A 24,390-nucleotide genomic window follows, 5' to 3' on the forward strand; every position below is an offset into this window, starting at 1 on the left:
AATCCTTAAATTCGTTCGGCTCTTCAGTCAGGCTCAGCCGCGCGCAATAACCGCAGCGTCAGCTTCGACCTTTTCGGCCGCTTTCTGGCGGATCAGCTTTTCCAGCTCGTCCACCAGATTGTCATTCGTCAGTTTCTGCGACGGCTTGCCGTCGATGTAAATCAGGTTTGGCGTACCGCCGGTCAAGCCGATATGGGCTTCCTTGGCTTCGCCGGGGCCGTTGACCACGCAACCGATCACCGCGACATCCAGCGGCACCAGCAGGTCTTCAAGGCGCCCTTCCAGCTCGTTCATGGTTTTCACCACATCGAAGTTCTGCCGCGAGCAGCTCGGGCAGGCGATGAAGTTGATGCCACGGGAACGCAGATGCAAAGACTTGAGAATGTCGTAACCGACCTTCACTTCCTCGACCGGGTCGGCCGCCAGCGAGATGCGGATAGTATCGCCAATCCCCTCGGCGAGCAGCATACCTAGGCCCACGGCGGATTTCACTGTGCCCGAACGCAATCCACCGGCTTCGGTGATGCCCAGGTGCAGCGGCTGGACGATTTCTTTCGCCAGCAAGCGGTACGCTTCGACGGCCATGAACACGTCGGAAGCCTTCACGCTGACCTTGAAGTCCTGGAAATTCAGGCGCTCGAGGTGTTCAACGTGGCGCAGAGCGGACTCAACCAGCGCGGCTGGAGTCGGCTCGCCGTATTTCTTTTGCAGGTCTTTTTCCAGCGAACCGGCGTTGACGCCGATGCGGATCGGAATCCCGCGATCACGTGCCGCATCGACCACCGCACGAACACGATCTTCGCGACCGATGTTGCCCGGGTTGATGCGCAGGCAGTCCACACCCAATTCGGCTACGCGCAGGGCGATCTTGTAGTCGAAGTGGATGTCGGCAACCAGCGGTACCTTGACCAGTTGCTTGATCTTGCCGAACGCCTCGGCGGCGTCCATGTCCGGCACCGAAACGCGAACGATGTCGACGCCGGCGGCTTCCAGACGATTGATTTGCGCAACAGTGGCGGCAACGTCATTGGTGTCGCTGTTGGTCATGCTCTGCACCGCGATCGGCGCATCGCCGCCCACCGGTACGTTGCCGACCCAGATCTTGCGCGAAACGCGACGTTTGATTGGAGATTCGCCGTGCATGACTTATTGACCCAACTTCAGGCGAGCAGTCTCGCCACTGGTGAACGGAGCGATATCGACCGGCTGGCCGTTGTAGCTGACCTGCGCGGCACGGGCAACACCCAGACGTACGTTAAGCGGCGGCTTGCCGGAAACGGTGACGCTATCGCCTTTATGCTTCAGACCACTGAAAATCACTTTGCCACGGCCATCGGTCACTTGTGCCCAGCAATCGGCGCTGAACTGCAACTGGACCTGACCGTCGCCTGCAACCGGCGCGGTTGCTTCTGCGATTGGCGCGGCGGTAGCAGGAGCAACCGGCGCAGTGGTGGTCGGTGCTGGAGTCGCGGGAGCGTTTGGTGCCGGGGTTGCCGGGGTAGCGACAACTGGCGCTGGCGTATGAGCCGGGGCGGTCGTCGTTGCCGCCGGCGCAACCGGTGCGGCCGGAGTGGTTGCCGGGGTGGTAGCTTCGGCACCGGTCGATTCAGCGGTGGTTTCAGACTGAGGCAGCGCCAGCGCTGTGGAAGTATCAGCCTGATTCTCCTCGACAGCCTGGTCTTCCGGCTCGTCAATCGGGTGAATCTGGGTCGTACCGTCAGCACCTTCGACTTCAACGTGCTCAGGCGCCAGCGACGTCAAGTCCTTGCTGCGCAGCGAGGTCTGATCCTGCCACCAGACGAAACCGCCGCCGATGACCGCGATCAGCAACAGCAGGCTGACAATACGCAGAATGGTGTGGGAAACCCGCACCGGCTCTTCGATACGGCCAAGGGCATGAACGTTGCTGCCCTGGGAATCAGTGCCAGTGGACTGGTCGAATTGCTGGACCAGAACGGTCTGGTCCATGCCGAGCAATTTGGCATAGGCGCGAATGTAACCGCGAGCGAAGGTATGCCCCGGCAGCTTGTCGAAGGCGCCGGCTTCAAGATTGCTCAGGGAAGTCACGGTGAGGTTGAGCTTGAGGGCCACTTCGGCCAGCGACCAGCCATTGCTTTCGCGGGCCTGGCGCAGGGTCTCACCGGGGTTAACGCGATTCGCTGCTACAACTTCGGGATGCGCCGCTTTCATCATTGCTCCGACAGGTATTGCTGATATTCCGGCGTACCGGGATAGAGTCGTTTTAATTGCAGGCCATAACTGGCGGCCTTGTCGCGATCTTCAAACACTTTTGCCAGCCGAACGCCGAGCAATAGACTACGTGCATTTTGTTCGGTCAGCAGGCTGAAACGGTCGTAATAGTCACGCGCGGGCACATAATGCCTGTCTTCGAAGGACAACTCAGCCATTTCCAGCAATGCACGCGGTTGTTGACGATTCAGACGCAGTGCCTTTTCCAGCTGTTGCTGCGCCAGATCACGCTGACCGAGCTTCGCGGCCGTCATGCCGAGGTTCTCGAACACACGCGAACGCTCAGGATACAGGGTATCGGCAGCGGCCTGTTCAAAACGCTCGTAGGCTTCTTTATAACGCTGTTCTTCGTAGAGAAAACTGCCGTAGTTGTTGAGGATGCGCGCATCGGCAGGACGGGAGGACAAAGCCTTGCGGAAGTGTTCGTCGGCCAGCTCAGGCTCCATTTCGGACTGGAACACCAAGCCGAGAGCAGCGTTGGCGTCAGGATCGGAACCATCGATTTCCAGCGCCTTCTTCAGCGGCACCTTGGCCCGCTCGGTCATGCCTTGCTGCAAGTATCCCAGCCCCAACTGCACGTAGGCAGCCCGCGCTTCATCGCGGCCCTTGCTGGTCTTCATCGGGTTGTAGTCACCCGACAGGACACAACCAGCACACAGGCTGGCCAACAGCAACAGCAGCGCAAAGCGCAGGGACATAGAGATCCTCTCTTAATTTGTGTTCGCGGCGTTCTGTGCCAGATCGCTGTCGGCGCTCAACTCGCGCACGGCGATGTAACGTTCGCTGCGACGGGTGCGATCCAGCACCTGCCCTACCAATTGACCACATGCAGCGTCGATGTCTTCACCACGGGTGGTGCGGACGGTGACGTTGAAACCGGCCTGATGCAACTGATCCTGGAAACGACGGATCGCGTTGTTGCTTGGCCGCTCGTACCCGGAATGCGGGAACGGGTTGAACGGAATCAGGTTGATCTTGCACGGAATATTCTTCAGTAGCTCGATCATCTCGACGGCGTGCTCGACCTTGTCGTTGATGTCCTTGAGCAAGGTGTACTCGATGGTCAGCACGCGTTTTTCGCCCAGGGACGACATGTAGCGCTGGCACGACTCGAGCAACATCTTAAGCGGATATTTCTTGTTGATCGGCACCAATTGGTTACGCAATGCGTCATTCGGTGCGTGCAGCGACAACGCCAGGGAGACGTCGATGTGCTTGGCCAGCTCATCGATCATCGGCACCACGCCCGAAGTGGACAGGGTTACGCGGCGCTTGGAAATCCCGTAGCCGAGGTCATCCATCATCAGATGCATGGCGGCGACGACGTTGTCGAAGTTCAGCAGCGGCTCACCCATGCCCATCATCACCACGTTGGTGATGGCACGGTCGACGGTTGCCGGGACGCTGCCGAAAGATTTGTTGGCAATCCACACCTGACCGATGACTTCGGCGGCGGTGAGGTTGCTATTGAAGCCTTGCTTGCCGGTGGAGCAGAAACTGCAATCCAGGGCACAGCCTGCCTGGGACGAAACGCACAATGTGCCGCGCTTGCCCTGGGGAATGTACACGGTCTCGACGCAGCTGCCGGACGCCACGCGCACCACCCACTTACGGGTGCCGTCGCTGGAGATGTCCTCGCTGACCACTTCCGGACCACGGACCTCAGCAATAGCCTTGAGCTTGTCGCGCAAGGCCTTGCTGACGTTCGTCATGGCGTCGAAATCATCGACGCCAAAGTGGTGAATCCATTTCATTACCTGACCGGCACGGAAACGCTTCTCCCCGATTGAGTCGAAGAATTTTTCCATTTCCTGTTGAGTCAGACCCAGCAGGTTGGTTTTTACAGTCGATGTAGTCATGGATTCACCTTCACTCTTAAGCCAATGCTTAGCGAGTGGTTACTTCAGTAGCTGCGAAGAAGTACGAGATTTCACGAGCAGCTGCGGCTTCGGAGTCCGAACCGTGAACAGCGTTGGCGTCGATGGAATCAGCGAAGTCAGCGCGGATGGTGCCGGCAGCAGCTTCTTTAGGGTTGGTAGCGCCCATCAGCTCACGGTTCAGAGCGATAGCGTTTTCGCCTTCCAGAACCTGAACAACAACAGGACCGGAGATCATGAAAGCAACCAGGTCGCCGAAGAAACCACGAGCGCTGTGCTCAGCGTAGAAGCCTTCAGCTTCAGCTTTGGACAGTTGCTTCAGTTTCGAAGCTACAACGCGCAGGCCGGCTTTTTCGAAACGGGTGGTGATTTCGCCGATGACGTTTTTTGCAACAGCGTCAGGCTTGATGATGGAGAAAGTGCGTTGAACAGCCATGGTGTAACTCCAGAAACGGTAATTTGCGAAAAATTAAACCCGCGAATTATACGCGGGTTCTTGGGTATTGCCTAACCTGCGAGGACGATCAGTCCAATTCTTCAGCCCAGAGCGTCTGAACCGCTTCCAACACCTTCTCGCCTACGCGACCAGAGGTGTTGTCAAAATCCGGCAGTTCTTTGATCCATTGCTGCAAGTCGACGAAATTGACAGAAAACGGATCTACACCCGGCTTGGCCGCGGCCAGTTCTTCTGCAATACGTTGAACATCGTTCCAACCGTAGCTCATGACAGTCTTACCAGTCAGTGCGGCGCTTCAGCCGCATGGTTAAGCGAATATTTCGGAATTTCGACGGTGATGTCTTCTTCACCGACGATCGCCTGGCAAGCCAGACGCGATTGCGCTTCCAGGCCCCAGGCGCGATCGAGGAAGTCTTCTTCCAGCTCGTCAGCCTCTTCCATCGAGTCGAAACCCTCGCGGATGATGCAGTGGCAAGTGGTGCAAGCACACACGCCGCCGCAGGCGCTTTCCATCTCGATATGGTGTTCGTGGGCCAGTTCGAGAATCGATGTGCCGGGCGCAGCCTCGACCACCATGCCTTCAGGGCAGAACTTCTCGTGGGGCAGAAAAATGACCTGCGGCATCAGATATCCTCGATTTCATTCAGATTGCGCCCCGACAGAGCGGCTTTCACCGTCAGATCCATGCGGCGGGCAGCAAAAGCATCGGTCACTTGCGACAGACGCTTGGTCTGCTGCTCGATGGCGTAACCATCGGTACCTTTCATCAGTTCGGCCAGTTCCTGCAGTTGCAGGTCGATAACCATGCGCTCTTCGGCGTCGAGCAAACGCTCGCCATCGGCCTCCAGAGCACCCTGCACCGCTTCGATCAAGCGTTGGGCATCGACTTGCTGCTCACGCAGAACGCGGGCGACCTTGTCGTCATTGGCGTGCTGGAACGAATCCTTGAGCATCTTGGCGATTTCGCCGTCGGTCAGACCGTAGGACGGCTTGACCTGAATGCTCGCCTCAACGCCCGAACCCAGCTCACGAGCGGAAACGCTGAGCAGACCGTCGGCATCGACCTGGAAGGTCACGCGAATCTTCGCTGCACCAGCCACCATCGCTGGAATGCCGCGCAACTCGAAGCGCGCCAGGGAGCGACAGTCGCTGATCAGCTCGCGCTCACCCTGCAGGACGTGGATCGCCATGGCCGACTGGCCGTCTTTATACGTAGTGAAATCTTGTGCGCGAGCGACAGGGATGGTGGTGTTGCGCGGAATCACCTTCTCCATCAGGCCGCCCATGGTTTCCAGCCCCAGGGACAGCGGAATCACGTCGAGCAGCAGCAGTTCGCCGCCATCGCGCTTGTTGCCCGCCAGGGTATCGGCCTGGATCGCGGCACCGATGGCCACCACTTGATCCGGATCGATTTCAGTCAAAGGCTGACGACCAAAAGCTTCGGCAACGGCTTCGCGAACACGCGGAACGCGGGTCGAACCGCCGACCATGACCACGGCGTGCACGTCTTCCAGCTCAATGCCGGAATCGCGAACGGCACGACGGCAGGCTTTCAGGCTGCGCGCGACCATCGGTTCGATCAACGCATCGAAGGCTTCGCGAGTCAGCGGCGCTTTCCAGTCGCCATAGGCCACTTCAACGCTGGCCGCATCGGTCAGCGCTTCTTTGGCCGCACAAGCGGTTTGCAACAGATTGCGTTGTGCGCCCGGATCGAGATCGGCGGACAGGCCAGCGCTCTCGATAATCCAGCCGGCAATCGCGTGATCGAAGTCATCGCCGCCCAGCGCGCTGTCGCCGCCAGTGGCCAGAACTTCGAAAACACCGCCAGTCAGACGCAGAATCGAAATATCGAAGGTGCCGCCGCCCAGGTCATAAATTGCGACCAGGCCTTCAGCGTGTTGATCCAGACCGTATGCCACAGCCGCTGCGGTCGGCTCATTGAGCAAACGCAGCACGTTCAGACCGGCGAGTTTCGCGGCATCTTTAGTGGCTTGACGCTGAGCATCGTCGAAATACGCCGGAACGGTAATCACCGCACCCACCAGTTCGCCACCCAAGGTCGCTTCAGCGCGCTGACGCAGGACCTTGAGGATATCGGCGGAGACTTCGACCGGGCTTTTCGGGCCCTGCACGGTGTCGATGAACGGCATGTGCGACTCGCCACCGACAAAGCGGTAGGGCAGTTGCTCGCCCAATTGCTTGACGTCGGACAGACCACGACCCATCAAGCGCTTGACCGACAGCACAGTGTTCAAAGGATCGGAAGCGGCAGCCAGCTTGGCCGACTCGCCGACTTCGACGTGATCAGCGTGGTAACGCACAGCGGACGGCAGGATGACCTGCCCGTTTGCGTCGGCCAACGGCTCGGAAAGACCACTGCGCAACGCAGCGACCAGCGAATTGGTAGTGCCCAAGTCGATCCCCACAGCCAGACGACGCTGGTGCGGTTGAGGACTTTGGCCGGGTTCGGCGATCTGCAGTAGGGCCATCGTGATCAGGACTTATCTGTATATCAGGCGTGCGACCGGAGCGGCACTGGGTTAATCGTCGAGGCGCTCTTCTAACTGGCGCACTTCGTAGGTGAGCTTGTCGAGGAACTGCATGCGCCGCATCAGGCGTTCGGCCTGTTCGCGTTGCGCCGCATCATCCCAACAGGCTGCGAAGCTTTCATTGAGTTCTTCCTGAGCCACTTTCAAGCGCCGCTTGAACACCGCGACACCGTCGAGGTCGGCACTGTCCTGGAGGTCTTCGAGCTCTTCGCGCCATTGCATCTGCTGCAGAAGAAACTCGGGATCATGGACGGTGACTTCCATCGGCACTTCATGCCCGCTGATGGTCAGCAGGTAGCGTGCGCGCTGGGCCGGACTCTTGAGCGTCTGATAGGCGTCGTTGAGCCGTGCAGATTGCTCGAGTGCCGACCGCTGCTCACGCTCGGAAGCGTCGGCAAAGCGGTCAGGATGAACGCCGCGCGCCAACTCACGATAGCGCGTGGCCAACTGCTCGAGATCCAGACGGAAACCCGGTTGCAGCTCGAATAAAGCGAAATGACAAGGAATACCCACGACAAGCCTCAGATGTTGAAGCTTTCGCCGCAGCCACATTCACCGCGTACGTTGGGGTTGTTGAACTTGAAGCCTTCGTTCAACCCTTCCTTGACGAAATCGAGCTCGGTGCCGTCCAGGTAGGCGAGGCTTTTCGGGTCGATGATCACTTTTTCGCCGTGACTCTCGAACACCTGATCCTCTGCAACCACCTCGTCGACAAACTCCAGCACGTAGGCAAGGCCGGAACAGCCTGTGGTGCGAACACCCAGACGAATCCCTTCACCTTTGCCGCGCCCGTCGAGGGAGCGCCGCACGTGTCGAGCAGCCGCTTCTGTCATGCTGATAGCCATCGGTGACTCCTTACTCGTCGCCAAATCCAGAAAGTCAGATCAAGCCTTTCTTCTGCTTGTAATCGCGAACAGCCGCTTTGATAGCGTCTTCAGCCAGTACCGAGCAGTGAATTTTCACTGGCGGCAGGGCCAGTTCTTCGGCCAGCTGAGTGTTCTTGATAGTTTCTGCTTCGTCCAGGGTCTTGCCCTTCATCCACTCGGTGGCGAGGGAGCTGGAAGCGATAGCCGAACCGCAGCCGTAGGTCTTGAACTTGGCATCTTCGATGATGCCAGCGTCGTTGACCTTGATTTGCAGACGCATCACGTCGCCGCACGCCGGAGCGCCGACCATGCCGGTGCCGACATCAGGATCTTCCGCGTTCATCTTGCCGACGTTGCGCGGGTTTTCGTAGTGGTCGATGACCTTTTCGCTGTAAGCCATGATTCTCAATCCTCACTCATCAGGGCCGCTCTTGAGACCCTGCAACTGCGCTGCGTAAACCGCCACGTCGCTACAGGATCTGTATCTGGCGGCTTCTATATTTAGTGTGCCGCCCACTCGATTTTCGAGATATCGACGCCGTCTTTGTACATGTCCCACAGCGGCGACAAAGCGCGCAGCTTGGTAACGGCCTCGCAGACTTTCTGCGCGGCGTAGTCGATTTCTTCTTCGGTGGTGAAACGCCCGAAGGTGAAGCGGATCGAGCTGTGTGCCAGTTCGTCGTTGCGGCCCAGGGCGCGCAGTACGTACGAAGGCTCCAGCGACGCCGAGGTGCAAGCCGAACCGGACGATACCGCGAGATCCTTGAGCGCCATGATCAGCGACTCGCCTTCAACGTAGTTGAAGCTCAGGTTCAGGTTGTGCGGAACGCGGGCGGTCAGGCTGCCGTTGACGTACAGCTCTTCCAGATGCTCGACCTGCTTGTAGAAACGGTCGCTCAAGGCTTTGATACGGACGTTTTCAGCAGCCATGTCTTCTTTGGCTACACGGAACGCTTCACCCATGCCGACGATCTGATGGGTCGCCAGAGTGCCGGAACGCATGCCGCGCTCGTGACCGCCGCCGTGCATGGTCGCTTCGATGCGCACACGCGGCTTGCGGCTGACGTACAGCGCGCCGATGCCTTTAGGGCCGTAGGTTTTGTGAGCGGAGAACGACATCATGTCGACTTTCAGTTTCTGCAGGTCGATGTCGACCTTGCCAGTAGACTGAGCGGCGTCGACGTGGAACAGAACGCCCTTGGCGCGGAGCATTTCGCCAATAGCGGCGATGTCGTTGACGGTGCCGATTTCGTTGTTCACGTGCATCACGGAGACCAGGATGGTGTCTTCGCGCAGTGCAGCTTCAATCATGGCCGGGGTGATCAGACCGTCTTCGGTCGGCTCGAGGTAAGTGACCTCGAAACCTTCACGCTCCAGTTGGCGCATGGTGTCAAGGACAGCCTTGTGCTCAATCTTGGAGGTGATCAGGTGCTTGCCCTTGGAACCGTAGAAATGCGCCGCACCCTTGATTGCCAGGTTGTCGGATTCGGTCGCGCCCGAGGTCCAGACGATTTCGCGCGGGTCGGCATTGACCAGATCGGCCACCTGACGACGGGCGTTTTCGACGGACTCTTCAGCCTTCCAGCCGAATACGTGGGAACGGGACGCCGGGTTACCGAAGTTTCCGTCGACCAGCAGGCATTCACTCATCTTTTGCGCAACACGCGGATCAACCGGGGTGGTCGCAGAGTAATCAAGGTAAATCGGCAATTTCATGGACTATCTCCTAAATCAGGGCTGGCGTGCCGCTAGCTCTTTGGCTGTCATTCGACGGCGGACGCTTCAATCTTGTCCAGGCGTGGCGCCTTGCTGTTGCAACGACGCTGGTCCTGACGCTGGGCTACTTCTTGCACCTCACGGCGAGTCACAAGATCAGCCAAGCTGATACCACTTAGAAATTCGTGAATCTGCAGGCTCAAATCGCACCACAGATGATGGGTCAGGCAGGTGTCGCCGGAATGGCAATCGCCTTGGCCTTGGCATTTGGTGGCATCGACCGATTCGTTTACCGCATCGATCACCTGAGCGACCTGAATGCCCTGCATGTCGCGGGACAACTGGTAGCCACCACCCGGGCCGCGAACGCTGGAAACCAGGTTACTGCGGCGCAGCTTGGCGAACAGCTGTTCGAGGTAGGACAGGGAGATGCCTTGGCGCTCGGAGATATCGGCCAGGGACACCGGCCCGTGCTGCGCGTGCAACGCCAGGTCAAGCATGGCGGTCACGGCGTATCGGCCTTTTGTAGTCAGTCGCATGGACAGTTACCACGGAGTTCAGAATGGGGCGAGTATGCAATTCCCGAGTATTTAAGTCAACTTTAAGACCTAGTACTTTAGTCAGGATTACCCGCAAAAGAGCGCGCGAATGATAGCAGGGTCTGCGGCCTAATGGCACACCGACTGGCGTAAGCCTGTGTAGGAGCTGCCGCAGGCTGCGATCTTTTGATTTTGCTCTGTTAGAAGATCAAGGTATCGCAGCCTTCGGCAGCTCCTACAGGGGAATGTCAGCTAGCCTTGGATTCGTCTTTGCCTTTGACGCAGGCGAAGTCTTCTTCACGCAGCTCAGGCAGATCTTTCGCACAGTAATTGCTGCCCAGATCCTTCAGCGCGCCGCACATCCCCTCCAGCCGCCCGTCCACCGCCTGCAGGTGATCGAGCAACTGACCGATGGCGCGCGCCACCGGGTCGGGCATGTCTTCACTGACGCCGTAGGCATCGAAACCGATCTTCTCGGCCATGGCCTTGCGCTTGGCATCCTGCTCCTCATCGGATTTGACGATGATTCGCCCAGGAATACCGACAACCGTGGCGCCTGGCGGCACTTCTTTGGTCACCACGGCATTGGAACCGACCTTGGCACCGGCGCCGACCGTGAAAGGACCGAGCACCTTGGCGCCCGCGCCCACGACCACACCATCACCCAGCGTCGGGTGACGCTTGCCTTTGTTCCAGCTGGTACCACCGAGAGTCACGCCCTGATATATCGTCACGTCATCGCCAATCTCAGCGGTTTCACCGATGACGATGCCCATGCCGTGGTCGATAAAGAAACGACGACCGACCTTGGCGCCCGGATGAATTTCGATCCCGGTCAACCAGCGACCGAAGTTTGATACCAGCCGCGCCAGCCATTTCAGCTCGTTGCGCCAGAGCATGCCGGCCAATCGATGAATCCAGATTGCATGCATACCGGGGTAGCAAGTCAGGACTTCAAAAGCGTTACGCGCCGCCGGATCTCGATGGAATACGCTCTGGATATCTTCACGCAAACGCTCAAACATCATTTAGTCCTTCCGCTTAAGAAGCTCACCACGGGCCGCTTTCTGGGTTTCCGTGAGGATGCCACGCAAAATATTCATTTCCGCCCGACTGACCGAGCTGCGTCCGTACAACCGGCGCAGGCGCGCCATCAGGTGCCGTGGTTTTTCCGGATCGAGGAATTCGATGGCGACCAGCGTCTGTTCCAGATGCTCATAAAAGCGCTCCAGCTCATCCATGGTCGCCAGCTCGGCGCTTTTCACCGAGGCCACTTCTTCTTTCTCGATCTTGCTCGGCTGACCTTGTGCGGCCAGCCAGGCCATACGCACTTCGTAGCTCAACACCTGCACCGCCGCGCCAAGGTTCAGCGAACTGAACTCCGGGTCGGAGGGGATGTGCACGTGAAAGTGACATCGCTGCAACTCGTCATTGGTCAGGCCGGAATCCTCACGACCGAACACCAGCGCGATCTCGGCGCCCTGCCCGGCCTCCTCGACCACTTTGGTGCCGCACTCGCGCGGATCCAACAATGGCCACGGGATACGCCGGTCACGGGCGCTGGTGCCAAGCACCAGATTGCAGCCGACCAAGGCGTCTTCCAAGGTGGCGACGACTTGCGCGTTTTCAAGGATGTCACCGGCACCGGAGGCGCGAGCATCGGCCTCGTGATGCGGAAACAGGCGCGGTTCGACCAGCACCAGTCGCGACAGACCCATGTTTTTCATGGCGCGCGCGGCCCCGCCGATATTGCCGGGGTGGCTGGTATTGACCAGGACAACACGAATGTTCTGCAGCAAGGGAGGCGCTCTCGGACACAGGAAAGGGGTGCAAATCTTACAGAACAGCCTACCGTTAAGCTATGAAAGCGAACAGCGTCCTTCACCTGAAGAAAAGTTCTGATAGAATGCGCGGCTTTCTTTAACAACCTTAGGTGACACATCCATGCAGCCCATGCTGAATATCGCGCTGCGCGCCGCCCGCAGCGCCAGTGAACTGATCTTCCGCTCCATCGAGCGCCTGGATACCATCAAGGTCGACGAAAAAGACGCCAAGGATTATGTATCCGAGGTCGATCGCGCCGCTGAACAGAAAATCATCGACGCGCTGCGCAAGGCTTACCCGAACCACTCCATCCGCGGTGAAGAGACTGGCCTGCACGCCGGTACCGGCATCGAAGGCGAAGAGTACCTGTGGATCATCGATCCACTGGACGGCACCACCAACTTCCTGCGCGGCATTCCTCACTTCGCTGTCAGCATCGCCTGCAAATACCGCGGTCGCCTGGAACACGCAGTGGTTCTGGACCCGGTTCGCCAGGAAGAATTCACCGCCAGCCGTGGTCGCGGCGCCCAACTGAACGGTCGTCGCCTGCGCGTCAGCGGCCGCACCAGCCTCGACGGCGCCCTGCTGGGTACCGGCTTCCCGTTCCGTGACGACCAGATGGACAACCTCGACAACTACCTGGGCATGTTCCGCGCTCTGGTTGGCCAGACTGCCGGCATCCGCCGCGCCGGTTCCGCCAGCCTGGACCTGGCTTATGTAGCTGCCGGTCGTTTCGATGCGTTCTGGGAATCGGGCCTGTCCGAGTGGGACATGGCTGCAGGCGCCCTGCTGATTCAAGAAGCTGGCGGCCTGGTGAGCGACTTCACCGGCGGTCACGACTTCCTTGAAAAAGGCCACATCGTTGCCGGCAACACCAAATGCTTCAAGGCAGTTCTGACGGCGATCCAGCCGCACCTGCCGGCTTCGCTGAAGCGCTAAGCTTCACGCGAAAGGAAAAAAGCATCCTTTGGGGTGCTTTTTTTATGCCTGGAATTCGTCACCCGCCACACCACGAGACCAATGTAGGAGTGAGCCTGCTCGCGATAGCGGTGTACCAGTCACCATCTGTTTTGAATGATAAATAGCTATCGCGAGCAGGCTCACCCCTACAGGGGATTTGCTGTGCTGCTTAAATGGCGGGCACAAAAAAAGCACCCCGCAGGGTGCTTCTTGTTAAAACAGTCGGCCTTTACTGAGCCGGCTCATTCTGCGACAGAATCAGCTTGCCTTCCTTGTCGACCGGAATCTGGTTGCCCGGATCACGATCCATCCGCACCTTGCCTTCCTTGCCATCGAGCGAGTAACGCACGTCGTAACCGACGACCTTGTCACTGATGTCATTGACCGTGTTGCAGCGGGTTTGCGTGGTGGTGTAGGTGTCACGCTCCTGCATGCCTTCCTGCACCTTGTTGCCCGCATAACCGCCACCGACCGCACCGGCGACCGTGGCAATCTTCTTGCCGGTGCCGCCGCCAATCTGATTACCCAGCAAACCACCTGCCAGCGCACCGACGACGGTACCGGCAATCTGGTGTTGATCTTTTACCGGTGCCTGACGAGTCACTGTCACGTCCTTGCACACTTCACGTGGAGTCTTGATCTGTGTTTTAACCGGTTCAACGGCCAATACTTGCGCATACTCAGGGCCGCTTTTAACCAGGCTGTAGGTGGCAACAGCACCCCCGGCAGTCACACCGACAGCACCCAATACCGCACCAACCAGCAACGACTTGTTCACATGAACCTCCTGACCATCACATGCGGGACGCGCCCGCGCTTCTCCCAGCCTTGGAGCATAAAAAAAGGCGCGAGTTCAACTCGCGCCTTTCTTGGGCTGACAGCCGGGAAAACGATGGCCGTTATGGACGGTCGTCGACTTCCTTCTCGGTGTTGGCCGGAGGAATCAGATCCTCGGTGGTCAGGTTCAGCCAGATCAGCACCACGTTAGCGATGTAGATCGACGAGTAAGTACCCGCCAGAACACCGATAAACAGCGCGATCGAGAAGCCGAACAGGTTGTCACCGCCAAAGAACAGCAGGGCGGCGATCGCCAGCAAGGTGGAGATCGACGTCGCCATGGTGCGCAGCAGGGTCTGCGTGGTCGAGATGTTGATGTTCTCGATCAGCGTTGCCTTGCGCAGCACACGGAAGTTCTCACGAACCCGGTCGAATACCACGATGGTGTCGTTCAGCGAGTAGCCGATGATCGCCAGCACCGCCGCCAGCACGGTCAGATCGAAAGTGATCTGGAAGTACGACAGGATGCCGATGGTGACGATCACGTCGTGAATCAGCGAAACAATGGCGCCGACCGCGAACTTCCACTGAAAGCGGAAAGCCAAGTAGATCAGGATACCGCCGAGCGCCAGCAGCATGCCGAGGCCGCCCTGGTCGCGCAGCTCTTCACCGACCTGCGGGCCGACGAACTCGACACGCTTGACCGTTGCCGGGTTGTCGCCGCCGACCTTCAGCAGCGCTTCCGCGACCTGATGGCCCAGTTGCGGGTCTTCACCTGGCATCCGCACCAGCAGATCGGTAGTCGCGCCGAAGCTCTGCACGATTGCTTCGTGGTAACCCGACGTAGCCAGCTGCTCACGCACCTTGGTAACGTCGGCCGGACGCTCGTAGGTCAGCTCGATGAGCGTACCGCCGGTGAAGTCCAGCCCCCAGTTCATGCCCTTGGTAGCGACACTGAACATAGCCAGCAAGGTGAGGAATACTGTGACGCCGAACGCGAAGTTGCGAACGCCCATGAAGTTGATTGTACGTAACATGGCAGCCCCTTAAATCCACAACTTCTTGAAGTCACGTCCGCCAAAGATCAGGTTGACCATTGCGCGGGTCACCATGATGGCCGTGAACATCGAGGTAAAGATCCCGAGGGACATGGTCACTGCGAAACCTTTGACCGGGCCGGTGCCCATGGCAAAGAGAATCCCGCCGACCAACAACGTTGTCAGGTTGGCGTCGAGAATCGCGGTGAATGCCCGGCCGAAGCCTTCGTTGATTGCACGCTGCACGGTCATGCCGGCGGCGATCTCTTCACGAATCCGCGAGAAGATCAGCACGTTGGCGTCGACCGCCATACCCATGGTCAATACGATACCGGCGATACCCGGCAGGGTCAGTGTTGCACCCAGCAGCGACATCAAGGCCAGCAGCAACACCATGTTCACCGCCAGCGCGACGGTGGCGATGATGCCGAAGAAGCGGTAGATGGCGATGATGAACAGCGACACGAACAGCATGCCCCACAGCGACGCATCGATACCTTTGGTGATGTTGTCAGCACCCAGGCTCGGGCCGATGGTGCGCTCTTCAGCAAAGTACATCGGTGCAGCCAGACCACCGGCGCGCAGCAGCAGCGCCAGTTCGGACGATTCGCCCTGACCGTTCAGACCAGTGATGCGGAACTGAGCACCCAGCGGCGACTGGATGGTCGCCAGGCTGATGATCTTCTTCTCTTCTTTGAACGTTTGCACCGCAACGTCTTTCTCGACGCCATCGACCACTTGCTTGGTGTAAGTGGTGATCGGACGCTGTTCGATGAAGATCACCGCCATGCTGCGACCGACGTTCGAACGAGTAGCGCGACTCATCAGCTCGCCACCATGACCATCCAGACGGATGTTCACTTCTGGTGTGCCGTGCTCGCCAAAACCAGCCTTGGCATCGGTAACCTGGTCACCGGTGATGATCAGGCCACGCTCGATCTGCGCTGGCGGACGATTGCCTTCACGGAATTCAAAGGATTCGGAGGTGGCTTTCGAAGCACCCGGCTCAGCAGCCAGACGGAACTCAAGGTTGGCCGTCTTGCCGAGAATACGCTTGGCTTCGGCAGTGTCCTGCACGCCCGGCAGCTCAACCACGATGCGGTTGGCGCCCTGACGCTGAACGATCGGTTCGGCAACACCCAGCTCGTTGACGCGGTTACGTACCGTGGTCAAGTTCTGCTTGATGGAGTATTCACGGATTTCCGCCAGCTTCGCCGGGGTCATCGCCAGACGCAGCACCGGTTGACCATTGAGGTCGGCCGGAACAATGTCGAAATCGTTGAAGTTCTTGCGGATCAGTGCACGGGCCTGTTCGCGGGAGTCTTCATCGCTGAAGCCCAACTGAATGGCACCGCCCAGTTGCGGCAGGCTGCGATAGCGCAGCTTCTCTTTGCGCAGCAGGCTCTTGACGTCGCCTTCGTAGACTTTCAGGCGGGCATCGAGGGCTTTGTCCATGTCCACTTCCAGCAGGAAGTGCACACCACCGGACAAGTCCAGACCCAGCTTCATCGGGTGCGCGCCCAGATTGCGCAGCCATTGCGGGGTGGTCTGTGCCAGGTTCAGCGCGACGACGTAGTCATCACCCAACGCCTTGCGCACAACGTCTTTGGCCGGCAACTGGTCTTCAGCCTTGCTCAGACGGATCAGACCGCCCTTGCCGTTGGCGGCCAGCGTGGCTGCCTTGACGTTGATCCCGGACTCCTTGAGCGCAGTGCTCACACGATCCAGATCAGCCTGATTGACTTGCAGCGCAGTGCTTGCACCGCTGACCTGAATGGCCGGGTCATCGGGGTATAGATTCGGAGCGGAATAAATCAGACCGATCGCCAGCACCGCCAGGATCAGAATGTATTTCCACAGAGGATATTTGTTCAGCATCACGCCGCCCGTTATGAACGCGGGGCGCCTTGCGCGCCCCGTCGATTGAGTAGAAGTTGTTGCTTCAGATCGCTTTCAGCGTGCCTTTTGGCAGCGTGGCGGCGATGGCGCCTTTCTGGAACTTCATTTCGACGGTGTCGGAAACTTCCAGAACCACGAAGTCATCGGCCACTTTGGTGATCTTGCCGGCGATGCCGCCAGTGGTCACAACTTCGTCACCTTTTTGCAGGCTGCTCAGCAGGTTCTTCTGCTCTTTGGCGCGCTTGGCCTGTGGACGCCAGATCATCAGGTAGAAGATGACCAGGAAGCCGACCAGGAAAATCCACTCGAAACCGCCGCCCATTGGGCCGGCAGCAGCCGGTGCAGCCGCGTCAGCCATGGCGTTAGAGATAAAAAAGCTCATTTAGCACTCCAGTTGCAAATGTTGAATCTTGGGGTCAGAAAACTCAGTCCAAAGGCGGAACGGGGAGCCCGCGTTTGGCGTAGAAGGCATCGACAAAGGCGGCCAATGTACCCTGTTGAATAGCCTCGCGCAAACCAGCCATCAGCACCTGATAATGGCGCAAGTTATGGATGGTATTGAGCATGCTTCCCAGCATTTCGCCGCACTTGTCCAGGTGATGCAGATAAGCGCGGGAGAAGTTCTGGCAGGTATAGCAATCGCAGGTCGGATCCAGCGGCGATTCATCATGGCGATGGAACGCGTTACGGATCTTCAGCACGCCGGTATCAATGAACAGATGCCCATTGCGGGCATTACGGGTTGGCATCACGCAATCGAACATGTCCACACCGCGGCGCACACCCTCAACCAGATCTTCCGGTTTGCCAACGCCCATAAGGTAACGAGGTTTGTCAGCCGGCATCATGCCCGGCAGATAATCCAATACTTTGATCATTTCGTGCTTCGGCTCACCCACCGACAGACCGCCAATGGCCAAGCCATCGAAACCGATCTTGTCGAGGCCTTCGAGCGAGCGCATGCGCAGATCCTGGTGCATGCCACCCTGAACGATGCCGAACAGCGCCGCGGTGTTTTCACCGTGGGCATTTTTCGAGCGCTGCGCCCAGCGCAGCGACAGTTCCATCGATACGCGAGCGACGTCTTCGTCAGCCGGGTACGGCGTGCATTCGTCGAAGATCATCACGATGTCGGAGCCGAGATCGCGCTGCACCTGCATCGATTCTTCCGGGCCCATGAACACTTTGGCACCGTCGACCGGAGAGGCGAAGGTCACGCCCTCCTCCTTGATCTTGCGCATCGCGCCGAGGCTGAACACCTGGAAACCACCGGAGTCAGTGAGGATCGGGCCTTTCCACTGCATGAAATCGTGCAGGTCGCCGTGTTCCTTGATCACTTGAGTGCCAGGGCGCAGCCACAGGTGGAAGGTGTTGCCGAGAATGATTTCTGCGCCGGTGGCAACGATGTCACGCGGCAACATGCCCTTGACCGTGCCGTAAGTGCCCACCGGCATGAACGCCGGGGTCTCGACGGTGCCACGCGGGAAGGTCAGGCGACCACGCCGGGCCTTGCCATCGGTGGCCAGAAGTTCAAAGGACATGCGACATTCGCGACTCATTCTGTTTCCTCTGGGCCTGTTTGTTCAGGGGCAGTCGGTGCGGGATTACGAGTGATGAACATCGCATCACCGTAGCTGAAAAAGCGGTAACCGTTGTCGACGGCAGCCTTGTAGGCGGCCATGGTTTCCGGATAACCGGCAAATGCCGAAACCAGCATCAACAGCGTCGATTCCGGCAAATGGAAATTGGTCACCAGGGCGTCGACCACATGGAACGGCCGGCCCGGGAAGATAAAGATATCGGTGTCGCCACTGAACGGCTTGAGCACGCCATCGCGCGCGGCACTTTCCAGCGAACGCACGCTGGTGGTGCCTACGGCAATTACTCGACCACCGCGCGCACGGCACTCTGCGACCGCATCGACCACGTCCTGGCCGACTTCCAGCCACTCGGTGTGCATGTGGTGATCTTCAAGCTTCTCGACGCGCACCGGCTGGAACGTCCCCGCGCCCACATGCAGCGTAACGAATGTGGTCTCGACGCCCTTGTCCGCAATCGCTTCCATCAGCGACTGATCAAAATGCAGCCCCGCCGTCGGCGCCGCCACCGCACCGAGTTTCTCGGCGTACACGGTCTGATAACGCTCGCGATCCGAGCCTTCGTCCGGGCGGTCTATATAAGGAGGCAATGGCATGTGCCCGACGCGGTCGAGCAGCGGCAGCACTTCTTCAGCGAAGCCCAGCTCGAACAACGCATCGTGACGCGCGAGCATTTCTGCCTCGCCACCACCGTCGATCAGGATCTTCGAACCCGGCTTCGGCGACTTGCTGGAACGCACATGGGCCAGCACGCGATGCGTATCGAGCACCCGCTCAACGAGGATTTCCAGCTTGCCGCCGGACGCTTTCTGCCCGAACAGCCGCGCCGGAATCACCCGGGTATTGTTGAACACCATCAAATCGCCCGGGTGCAAATGCTCGAGCAAATCAGTGAATTGACGGTGTGCGAGGGCGCCGCTCGGCCCGTCAAGGGTCAGCAGGCGACTACCGCGACGCTCGGCCAAAGGGTGGCGGGCGATCAGCGAATCAGGGAGCTCGAAAGTAAAGTCAGCAACGCGCATGATGGGGTTCGTCTAGCAGGGCCGGAAAGTCTAGCGGAAATATCGAAAATTCTCTATGTACCTGATTGACCGACGGTAATCTCATCTCTATACTTCGCCGCCATTGAGCCCTGATGGCGGAATTGGTAGACGCGGCGGATTCAAAATCCGTTTTCGAAAGGAGTGGGAGTTCGAGTCTCCCTCGGGGCACCAAAATTAAGAAAGGTCTTGCTTAGCAAGGCCTTTTTTTTCGTCTGTAGAAAAATGATTTATTCCCACTATCCTCATTCATCCCCCTGCGCGGCCACGCATGCGCTGCGTTAGCTGCCTCGAAATTAATCAGCGCGACTCCGGCTGCTCAATTTCGCACCGATTGCCCCATTGCTCCACTCCTTCGCCTCGACGCGTTAAAACCCTCATTACCGATATAGACATAAGACGAGCCGGGTTCAGTGCATTCACGCCACCCTCCCGCCGCTGAAGCCTGCCAACCACTTCTACTGACCTTACTCAGTCGGCATGCGCTTTTACGGTGTTACCCGACCACCTGTAAGCAAGCATTCTCTGCGCTCGCGGGAAGGCTTTTATCGATCAATGACACCTAGTATCCGCCAGCGGGCAAGCACACCTTGCCCTCGCTCGCATGTGTATGACCGCCCGTGCGAAGTAGCACGGCGACGACGCTAACTTCGAGGGCGATGCGATCTTGGCGCGGCTTCGCCAAGTCATTGAGCGCTTCGGTGAAAGCCGCTTCACACGCTGGGAATCGGCGGCGGCAAAAATCGATGAGCACGGGCCGCGCACCATCGGCCGACTAGGTTTTCGTAAGACGTTGGAGCACGGTTTGGGCGATGCCCTTCACACCACCAATACCTACTACGTACTCCCCGAGTTATGGCGCTCGGAAATCTTCCGGGGCATGAACATCAGTGCGGTGAACAAAGAGCTTCTGCAGCGCGGTGTCTTTGAGCCGGGGAATGATGGTAAGGCGTCGAGTTTGGCGCGGTTGCCGGGCTTGGGCACGCAACGGTGCTACATAGTGAAAACGATTCCGGGAATGGATGAGAGCGAGGCTCGGGCTGCCTGAGGGCATCTCTGCTGATCGAGGTAGCGCCGGCTTATTCCGGCCTCGCCAGCCACTCAATCCAATCCACAATCAAATTGAACAGAGACTAAACACATGAACGAGATTCAAGACCTTAAAGACCGTCGCGACCATCTGCGCAGCGAGGCAGAACAGCTGCACGCAGACATGCTGCCCCTCGAGACGATACTGGAAAGCGACGACGCCATTGAACCGGAACGCGAGCGCGAACTGCGGGAAAAGTACAGCGAATTGAAAGGCAAATTCGACTCGCGCAATCTCAATGCCGATCTGTTGGACCGGCGAATCAATCGCCGAGAAAACCTCGCCAACTGCGATTCCCTGATGGCTGGCTACATCGAAGCGATGGACAACTGGACCGCTGATGAGCATGAATTGAGGGAGAAACGTCAGAGCCTCAGCACACGCCTGGAGCAAATTCAGCAGCAGGCGGAAGAGGACATGGGAAAAGCTCGCCAAGCCGAAACGGACGCCGCCACGGCGTACGCGCAGGCTGTCGCGTGGGGCGACACCGAAGGCGAGAAGACAGCTAATACTGATGCGCAAAAGGCTGCGAAGAACCTCACGGTGGCCACCGAACACAATCGTCGGCAACACCTGATCATGACAGCCTTGGAGCAGGAGCTGGTTACCGTAGATAAATACATCGCAGAAGCACAGCTAAAGCATAAAGAGATAGAGCGCACCGCCCTGTTGCTATCGCATACGGTACTCGAAGAGCAATGGAACGATGCCGCTAAGGCGTTGTTCGAGGTTGGCGGAAAGCTTTGGGCGAACTACAACCTGCTCGGCCGTGACCAGATTGGCCTTATGAAGCTTGCCGTTCCAGAGCAAGGCGAGAACTTTGGGAAGTGGACATGGGAAGAGCTATCAGCTCGCTAGCGCCAGTACCGCACGCGGGACTTGTTCCAGCTCGACGGCTTAGCGACGCCGAACCAACCTGAAGTCATGAGCAATCTGGAACAACGTAAGGATGAACGTAATGAACAAGCCGATACAGAACAGCGCCAGTTGGTCTGACACGCTCAAAACTCGAAAGGCCCACCTCATTGCCCTGCTAAAGACCATCAACGCAGGGCCGGGCAAATCCAGTCCAATACAAACGCTGACGATTAACGCGATCAAATCGGAAATGACGCACATTGACAGCCAACTGAACCGTCGAAAATAGCGCTGAACTATAACTAGCTCATTTTATCTTATTCACTAAGCACGACCACTCCGAAAAGGGAAGAAAATGTCCAAACTCGCAGAGTACCGCCAGCTAGAAAAACACCTCGCTGAGCAGCTTCAGGCACTGGAAGCACTGAAAGGTGATGACGGACTGAAGAAGGAAATAGAGTTCGAAACGAAGCTGCGCAAGCTGCTCGAACATTACGGTTTCAGCCTGAAGCACATTATTAACCTGCTTGATCCGCAAACGAATGCACGTCGCCAATCTGCGTCTCCGGCCACGAGCACACGTAAATTACGCAAACTGAAGGTGTACAAAAACCCGAATACCGGTGAGGTCATCGAAACTAAAGGAGGGAATCACAAAGCTCTAAAAGAGTGGAAAGCAGCACACGGCGCGGTTGTCGTAGAGGGGTGGTTGAAGAAGTAATACAGCGTCACCTGAAAAAGGGCCTACTCGGGCCCTTTTTAGTGAATAGTTACTGCAGCAATTTCATCGTCAACTCACAGCCGCCTTACTAGGCTGATATAATTTCTAGCTCCCGCTGAGAAGATCACGGGCTGTTTCAGAAAAAAGCGCTCAGCCCCTTCGTATACAGGATCACGAGCTCATAGTTGATTTTGGATTATGCCGTCTATGTTCCGAGTAGCTACTCTTAAGGACATCAACTAAACCTTCAGCTGATTCAGTCGCCCAGCGAGCCAAACTACCTGTCAAAAATTTAAATGGCCAACTATGAGGCACATCTTTTAACTCTACAGATCGAGGGATTTTTGAATAAATGGCATCCTTTTTACGAGGCGGCGGTACGACTTGCTCGTAACCATTTGATTTGAAATGTACAAACTCATTTCTTATATGGATGACATCCTTTACCTGCTGCCACTCTTTCTGAGAGCTCAGCCATCCTTCGCCATTTAGACAATCCGAAATTTCCTGCCATTTAGTTTCCAAACTACCTTTTCTTTGGTAGACGAGCGGTCCTTCCACCATAAGCAGATCTGGAATATCCAGAGTACGAATATATTCATCTTCCTTATTCTGATGCAAAAAGAAGGAAATTTGATTTATAAACGCCTCCAAGTAACAAACTGAGAGAATCACTGTAGCTAAAGCAGAGCTAAGACTATCGTCATCCAATGCTTTCTTGAGCATTTCTTGCGCTGAAAACATATGAATCGAAGCCATATCAGGCAGTTCAGTAATCGACACCCAGCCGTCATGCAGATGATTCTCCATCCACGAATGCCTCATTGAGCCATTTGGGATTTTCCGAAGTATAAAATCAAGAGGACAAGGTGTTATGCCCAGCACCGAAAACTCTTCGTGAAGCTCCGTAACCTCTTCAGATTTTCCTCCATAAATGTGCGATAGATTTACAGGCTCAAAATCAGCCATCCCGCAACAGTCATTGTAAAGTTTCCCGCTTTCGCAACCACAGAGGGCTTTGTCGCCAATACCAACCTTGCTCAAACCTGCTTCTTTTGCAAGTTTGTTAATATAACCCAGTTGCGCCTCCGAAATATACAACAGTCTCTCGTCTTTAAGTTCTTCACCAATAGCTTTCGCCTCCGCTAGAATTTTTTTCGCCTGTTTAAACTGCTTCAGATCTGCATAAATGGTCGAAAAATTTCCTAAGGTACTGGCCAAGTCTCTCTTATCACCTATCAATCGACTGAGGTAAAGATCTTTTCTATAATATGCGATTGCTCTGCCATATCTTTTTTGTTCTCTAAAATAGCTACCGAGATTGCAATAATTATTTGCTACCCCCTTCAAATCTCCTATCTTAAGCTTGGTATTTGTGGAAAAATTTAGTTCTTCAACTCCTTCTTTCTGCTTGCTCTCTTCCTCGCTATACAGCTTTTGCAAGGACAAATTTGCGCGAGCCCTCCCAATGTGCTCCGCCTCACGCGCAGAAAACTCTTGTAATAATTTTATAGATTGCTCCCAGCAATCAATAGCTTTCAACCTATTTCCATCTGACGAAAATGCTTTGCCCGCCTCAATCAGCATGAGCCCGCGAAAACGACGTTGAACTGAATTAGCTGCAGCTCCAGAATTCCAATTGTCGAAAATCGATTCAAATAGCTTACATGCGCCCTCAGTAAAGCCTAACGCCCCATAAGACACAGCAAGTTGATACATTACCTTTTCTGACAAATCGCTTTCATCACCACACTCTATAGTTTCTAAAACCGATATTGCGTTTTTATGCTCTCCTTGATGCTGATAAGCGACTGCCAAGCTCAAAGTTGCATTTATGATATTTTTCTCTGACAACCCATCTACTGCAAGTAGAGCTTTTAATTGTTCAATTGCAGACTCTCTGGACTTCTTGCAGTCCCGCATAGCCAGATTTCCTGCATCATTAATCAAAGCGCCAAAGTTCTTTGAAGGAGCTCCAGCAGCCTGGCCTTGAGTCATGCAGCATTTCCTAGATTTTTTTCCACTACCGCATTCGCAAAGTCTATTCCCTCCGGTACGCCTCATTACCACTCCTTACATTGTTTAGCGAAAAATCCAAACTCATTATCTAACAAAACCTGGCTCAATGGGTGACCTCTCCGTTTCACAAGCGCACCAAATACAGCTTGCAGGCCCATCGCGATAACAATTAACGACCCATAGTGGTCACTCGACGCGTCCACGGGCTTAAGGGTGATTAACATCGGATACCACGCCATCGTCAATGTGAAAGGCGGCACTCAAGAGGTAGCCTGAAGGTGTCGATGCTGGTTTCGTAAGACCGAGACATGCG

At 56.9% G+C, this 24,390-nt stretch carries 25 protein-coding genes, 1 tRNA gene and 2 pseudogenes; 6 read left to right on the forward strand and 22 right to left on the reverse strand.

Annotation, left to right across the window (positions count from 1 at the left end; all coding sequences use genetic code 11):
• Nucleotides 1–33 precede the first annotated feature (33 nt).
• From ispG to trmJ, 15 genes are all read right to left on the reverse strand, one after another.
• A complete protein-coding gene (gene ispG / locus PspR84_RS23430; protein WP_003227888.1) occupies nucleotides 34–1,143 on the reverse strand; it encodes a flavodoxin-dependent (E)-4-hydroxy-3-methylbut-2-enyl-diphosphate synthase in 1,110 nt (369 codons plus the stop codon).
• A gap of 3 nt (nucleotides 1,144–1,146) precedes the next feature.
• Nucleotides 1,147–2,190: a RodZ family helix-turn-helix domain-containing protein gene (locus PspR84_RS23435; RefSeq protein ID WP_160059312.1), complete on the reverse strand. Its 1,044-nt coding sequence runs from the start codon at nucleotides 2,188–2,190 to the stop codon at nucleotides 1,147–1,149.
• Entirely contained in the window at nucleotides 2,190–2,948 is a 759-nt protein-coding gene (pilW, locus tag PspR84_RS23440) for a type IV pilus biogenesis/stability protein PilW (RefSeq protein WP_160059313.1), read from the reverse strand. The genes PspR84_RS23435 and pilW overlap by 1 nt, the downstream gene beginning before the upstream one ends.
• A gap of 12 nt (nucleotides 2,949–2,960) precedes the next feature.
• Nucleotides 2,961–4,109 (reverse strand): 23S rRNA (adenine(2503)-C(2))-methyltransferase RlmN, encoded by a 1,149-nt coding sequence (rlmN, locus tag PspR84_RS23445; RefSeq protein ID WP_077574427.1) that lies wholly within the window; start codon nucleotides 4,107–4,109, stop codon nucleotides 2,961–2,963.
• Between the two features lie 28 nt (nucleotides 4,110–4,137).
• Nucleotides 4,138–4,563 (reverse strand): nucleoside-diphosphate kinase, encoded by a 426-nt coding sequence (gene ndk / locus PspR84_RS23450; protein WP_007916882.1) that lies wholly within the window; start codon nucleotides 4,561–4,563, stop codon nucleotides 4,138–4,140.
• 88 nt (nucleotides 4,564–4,651) lie between these two features.
• A complete protein-coding gene (gene iscX / locus PspR84_RS23455; protein WP_160059314.1) occupies nucleotides 4,652–4,852 on the reverse strand; it encodes a Fe-S cluster assembly protein IscX in 201 nt (66 codons plus the stop codon).
• A 14-nt stretch (nucleotides 4,853–4,866) separates the two neighbouring features.
• Nucleotides 4,867–5,208, reverse strand: a complete 342-nt coding sequence (fdx, locus tag PspR84_RS23460) for an ISC system 2Fe-2S type ferredoxin (protein ID WP_007916885.1) — start codon at nucleotides 5,206–5,208, stop codon at nucleotides 4,867–4,869.
• Nucleotides 5,208–7,073 carry a Fe-S protein assembly chaperone HscA gene (gene hscA / locus PspR84_RS23465; protein ID WP_160059315.1) on the reverse strand — a complete coding sequence of 622 codons (1,866 nt, stop codon included), beginning with the start codon at nucleotides 7,071–7,073 and terminating at the stop codon, nucleotides 5,208–5,210. The genes fdx and hscA overlap by 1 nt, the downstream gene beginning before the upstream one ends.
• A 51-nt stretch (nucleotides 7,074–7,124) precedes the next feature.
• Nucleotides 7,125–7,646 carry a co-chaperone HscB gene (gene hscB, locus PspR84_RS23470; protein ID WP_007916889.1) on the reverse strand — a complete coding sequence of 174 codons (522 nt, stop codon included), beginning with the start codon at nucleotides 7,644–7,646 and terminating at the stop codon, nucleotides 7,125–7,127.
• An 8-nt stretch (nucleotides 7,647–7,654) separates the two neighbouring features.
• Complete coding sequence (gene iscA, locus PspR84_RS23475; protein WP_003227904.1) at nucleotides 7,655–7,978, reverse strand: iron-sulfur cluster assembly protein IscA; 324 nt, start codon at nucleotides 7,976–7,978, stop codon at nucleotides 7,655–7,657.
• Between the two features lie 34 nt (nucleotides 7,979–8,012).
• Entirely contained in the window at nucleotides 8,013–8,399 is a 387-nt protein-coding gene (gene iscU / locus PspR84_RS23480; RefSeq protein ID WP_007916892.1) for a Fe-S cluster assembly scaffold IscU, read from the reverse strand.
• 101 nt (nucleotides 8,400–8,500) lie between these two features.
• Entirely contained in the window at nucleotides 8,501–9,715 is a 1,215-nt protein-coding gene (locus tag PspR84_RS23485; protein ID WP_034156255.1) for an IscS subfamily cysteine desulfurase, read from the reverse strand.
• 47 nt (nucleotides 9,716–9,762) lie between these two features.
• Nucleotides 9,763–10,254 carry a Fe-S cluster assembly transcriptional regulator IscR gene (gene iscR, locus PspR84_RS23490; RefSeq protein ID WP_003227911.1) on the reverse strand — a complete coding sequence of 164 codons (492 nt, stop codon included), beginning with the start codon at nucleotides 10,252–10,254 and terminating at the stop codon, nucleotides 9,763–9,765.
• 248 nt (nucleotides 10,255–10,502) lie between these two features.
• Nucleotides 10,503–11,279 (reverse strand): serine O-acetyltransferase, encoded by a 777-nt coding sequence (cysE, locus tag PspR84_RS23495; protein WP_007916901.1) that lies wholly within the window; start codon nucleotides 11,277–11,279, stop codon nucleotides 10,503–10,505.
• A 3-nt stretch (nucleotides 11,280–11,282) separates the two neighbouring features.
• Nucleotides 11,283–12,053 (reverse strand): tRNA (cytosine(32)/uridine(32)-2'-O)-methyltransferase TrmJ, encoded by a 771-nt coding sequence (trmJ, locus tag PspR84_RS23500; protein WP_008084663.1) that lies wholly within the window; start codon nucleotides 12,051–12,053, stop codon nucleotides 11,283–11,285.
• A gap of 145 nt (nucleotides 12,054–12,198) precedes the next feature.
• Between trmJ and suhB the strand changes: the two genes are divergently transcribed.
• The gene (suhB, locus tag PspR84_RS23505; protein ID WP_016984379.1) at nucleotides 12,199–13,017 is read left to right on the forward strand and encodes an inositol-phosphate phosphatase; all 819 of its coding nucleotides are present in this window, start codon (nucleotides 12,199–12,201) and stop codon (nucleotides 13,015–13,017) included.
• 250 nt (nucleotides 13,018–13,267) lie between these two features.
• Here the strand turns inward: suhB and PspR84_RS23510 are convergent, their stop codons facing one another.
• The 6 genes from PspR84_RS23510 to queA all read right to left on the reverse strand — a co-directional run bounded on the left by PspR84_RS23510 (nucleotide 13,268) and on the right by queA (nucleotide 19,371).
• Nucleotides 13,268–13,816: a glycine zipper 2TM domain-containing protein gene (locus PspR84_RS23510; RefSeq protein WP_007916907.1), complete on the reverse strand. Its 549-nt coding sequence runs from the start codon at nucleotides 13,814–13,816 to the stop codon at nucleotides 13,268–13,270.
• Nucleotides 13,817–13,937: 121 nt separating this feature from the next.
• On the reverse strand, nucleotides 13,938–14,852 hold the full coding sequence (gene secF, locus PspR84_RS23515) for a protein translocase subunit SecF (protein WP_007916909.1): 915 nt from the start codon (nucleotides 14,850–14,852) through the stop codon (nucleotides 13,938–13,940).
• A 9-nt stretch (nucleotides 14,853–14,861) separates the two neighbouring features.
• A complete protein-coding gene (gene secD / locus PspR84_RS23520; protein WP_160059316.1) occupies nucleotides 14,862–16,730 on the reverse strand; it encodes a protein translocase subunit SecD in 1,869 nt (622 codons plus the stop codon).
• A gap of 64 nt (nucleotides 16,731–16,794) precedes the next feature.
• Entirely contained in the window at nucleotides 16,795–17,133 is a 339-nt protein-coding gene (gene yajC / locus PspR84_RS23525; RefSeq protein WP_007916913.1) for a preprotein translocase subunit YajC, read from the reverse strand.
• A gap of 43 nt (nucleotides 17,134–17,176) precedes the next feature.
• Nucleotides 17,177–18,292, reverse strand: a complete 1,116-nt coding sequence (tgt, locus tag PspR84_RS23530; protein WP_163004798.1) for a tRNA guanosine(34) transglycosylase Tgt — start codon at nucleotides 18,290–18,292, stop codon at nucleotides 17,177–17,179.
• Nucleotides 18,293–18,306: 14 nt separating this feature from the next.
• Nucleotides 18,307–19,371 carry a tRNA preQ1(34) S-adenosylmethionine ribosyltransferase-isomerase QueA gene (queA, locus tag PspR84_RS23535; RefSeq protein ID WP_160059317.1) on the reverse strand — a complete coding sequence of 355 codons (1,065 nt, stop codon included), beginning with the start codon at nucleotides 19,369–19,371 and terminating at the stop codon, nucleotides 18,307–18,309.
• Between the two features lie 107 nt (nucleotides 19,372–19,478).
• Here queA and PspR84_RS23540 point away from each other — a divergent pair.
• The 5 genes and pseudogenes from PspR84_RS23540 to PspR84_RS23560 all read left to right on the forward strand — a co-directional run bounded on the left by PspR84_RS23540 (nucleotide 19,479) and on the right by PspR84_RS23560 (nucleotide 22,058).
• Nucleotides 19,479–19,563, forward strand: a tRNA-Leu gene (locus tag PspR84_RS23540).
• Nucleotides 19,564–20,035: 472 nt separating this feature from the next.
• Nucleotides 20,036–20,437 (forward strand): annotated as a pseudogene (locus tag PspR84_RS23545) (DNA/RNA helicase, superfamily II protein); the annotation flags it as partial.
• Nucleotides 20,438–20,530: 93 nt separating this feature from the next.
• Nucleotides 20,531–21,475: pseudogene (locus tag PspR84_RS23550) on the forward strand (chromosome segregation protein SMC).
• Nucleotides 21,438–21,626: a hypothetical protein gene (locus tag PspR84_RS23555; RefSeq protein ID WP_160059319.1), complete on the forward strand. Its 189-nt coding sequence runs from the start codon at nucleotides 21,438–21,440 to the stop codon at nucleotides 21,624–21,626. Before PspR84_RS23550 ends, PspR84_RS23555 begins: the two are co-directional and overlap by 38 nt.
• Nucleotides 21,627–21,692: 66 nt before the next feature.
• Nucleotides 21,693–22,058, forward strand: coding sequence for a histone-like nucleoid-structuring protein, MvaT/MvaU family (locus tag PspR84_RS23560; RefSeq protein ID WP_160059320.1), 366 nt, complete (start codon nucleotides 21,693–21,695; stop codon nucleotides 22,056–22,058).
• A 171-nt stretch (nucleotides 22,059–22,229) separates the two neighbouring features.
• Here PspR84_RS23560 and PspR84_RS23565 read toward each other — a convergent pair whose 3' ends face one another.
• Nucleotides 22,230–24,056 carry a tetratricopeptide repeat protein gene (locus PspR84_RS23565; RefSeq protein WP_160059321.1) on the reverse strand — a complete coding sequence of 609 codons (1,827 nt, stop codon included), beginning with the start codon at nucleotides 24,054–24,056 and terminating at the stop codon, nucleotides 22,230–22,232.
• Nucleotides 24,057–24,390 lie beyond the last annotated feature (334 nt).

Origin of the sequence: Pseudomonas sp. R84 (assembly GCF_009834515.1) — a bacterium.
Classification (GTDB): domain Bacteria; phylum Pseudomonadota; class Gammaproteobacteria; order Pseudomonadales; family Pseudomonadaceae; genus Aquipseudomonas.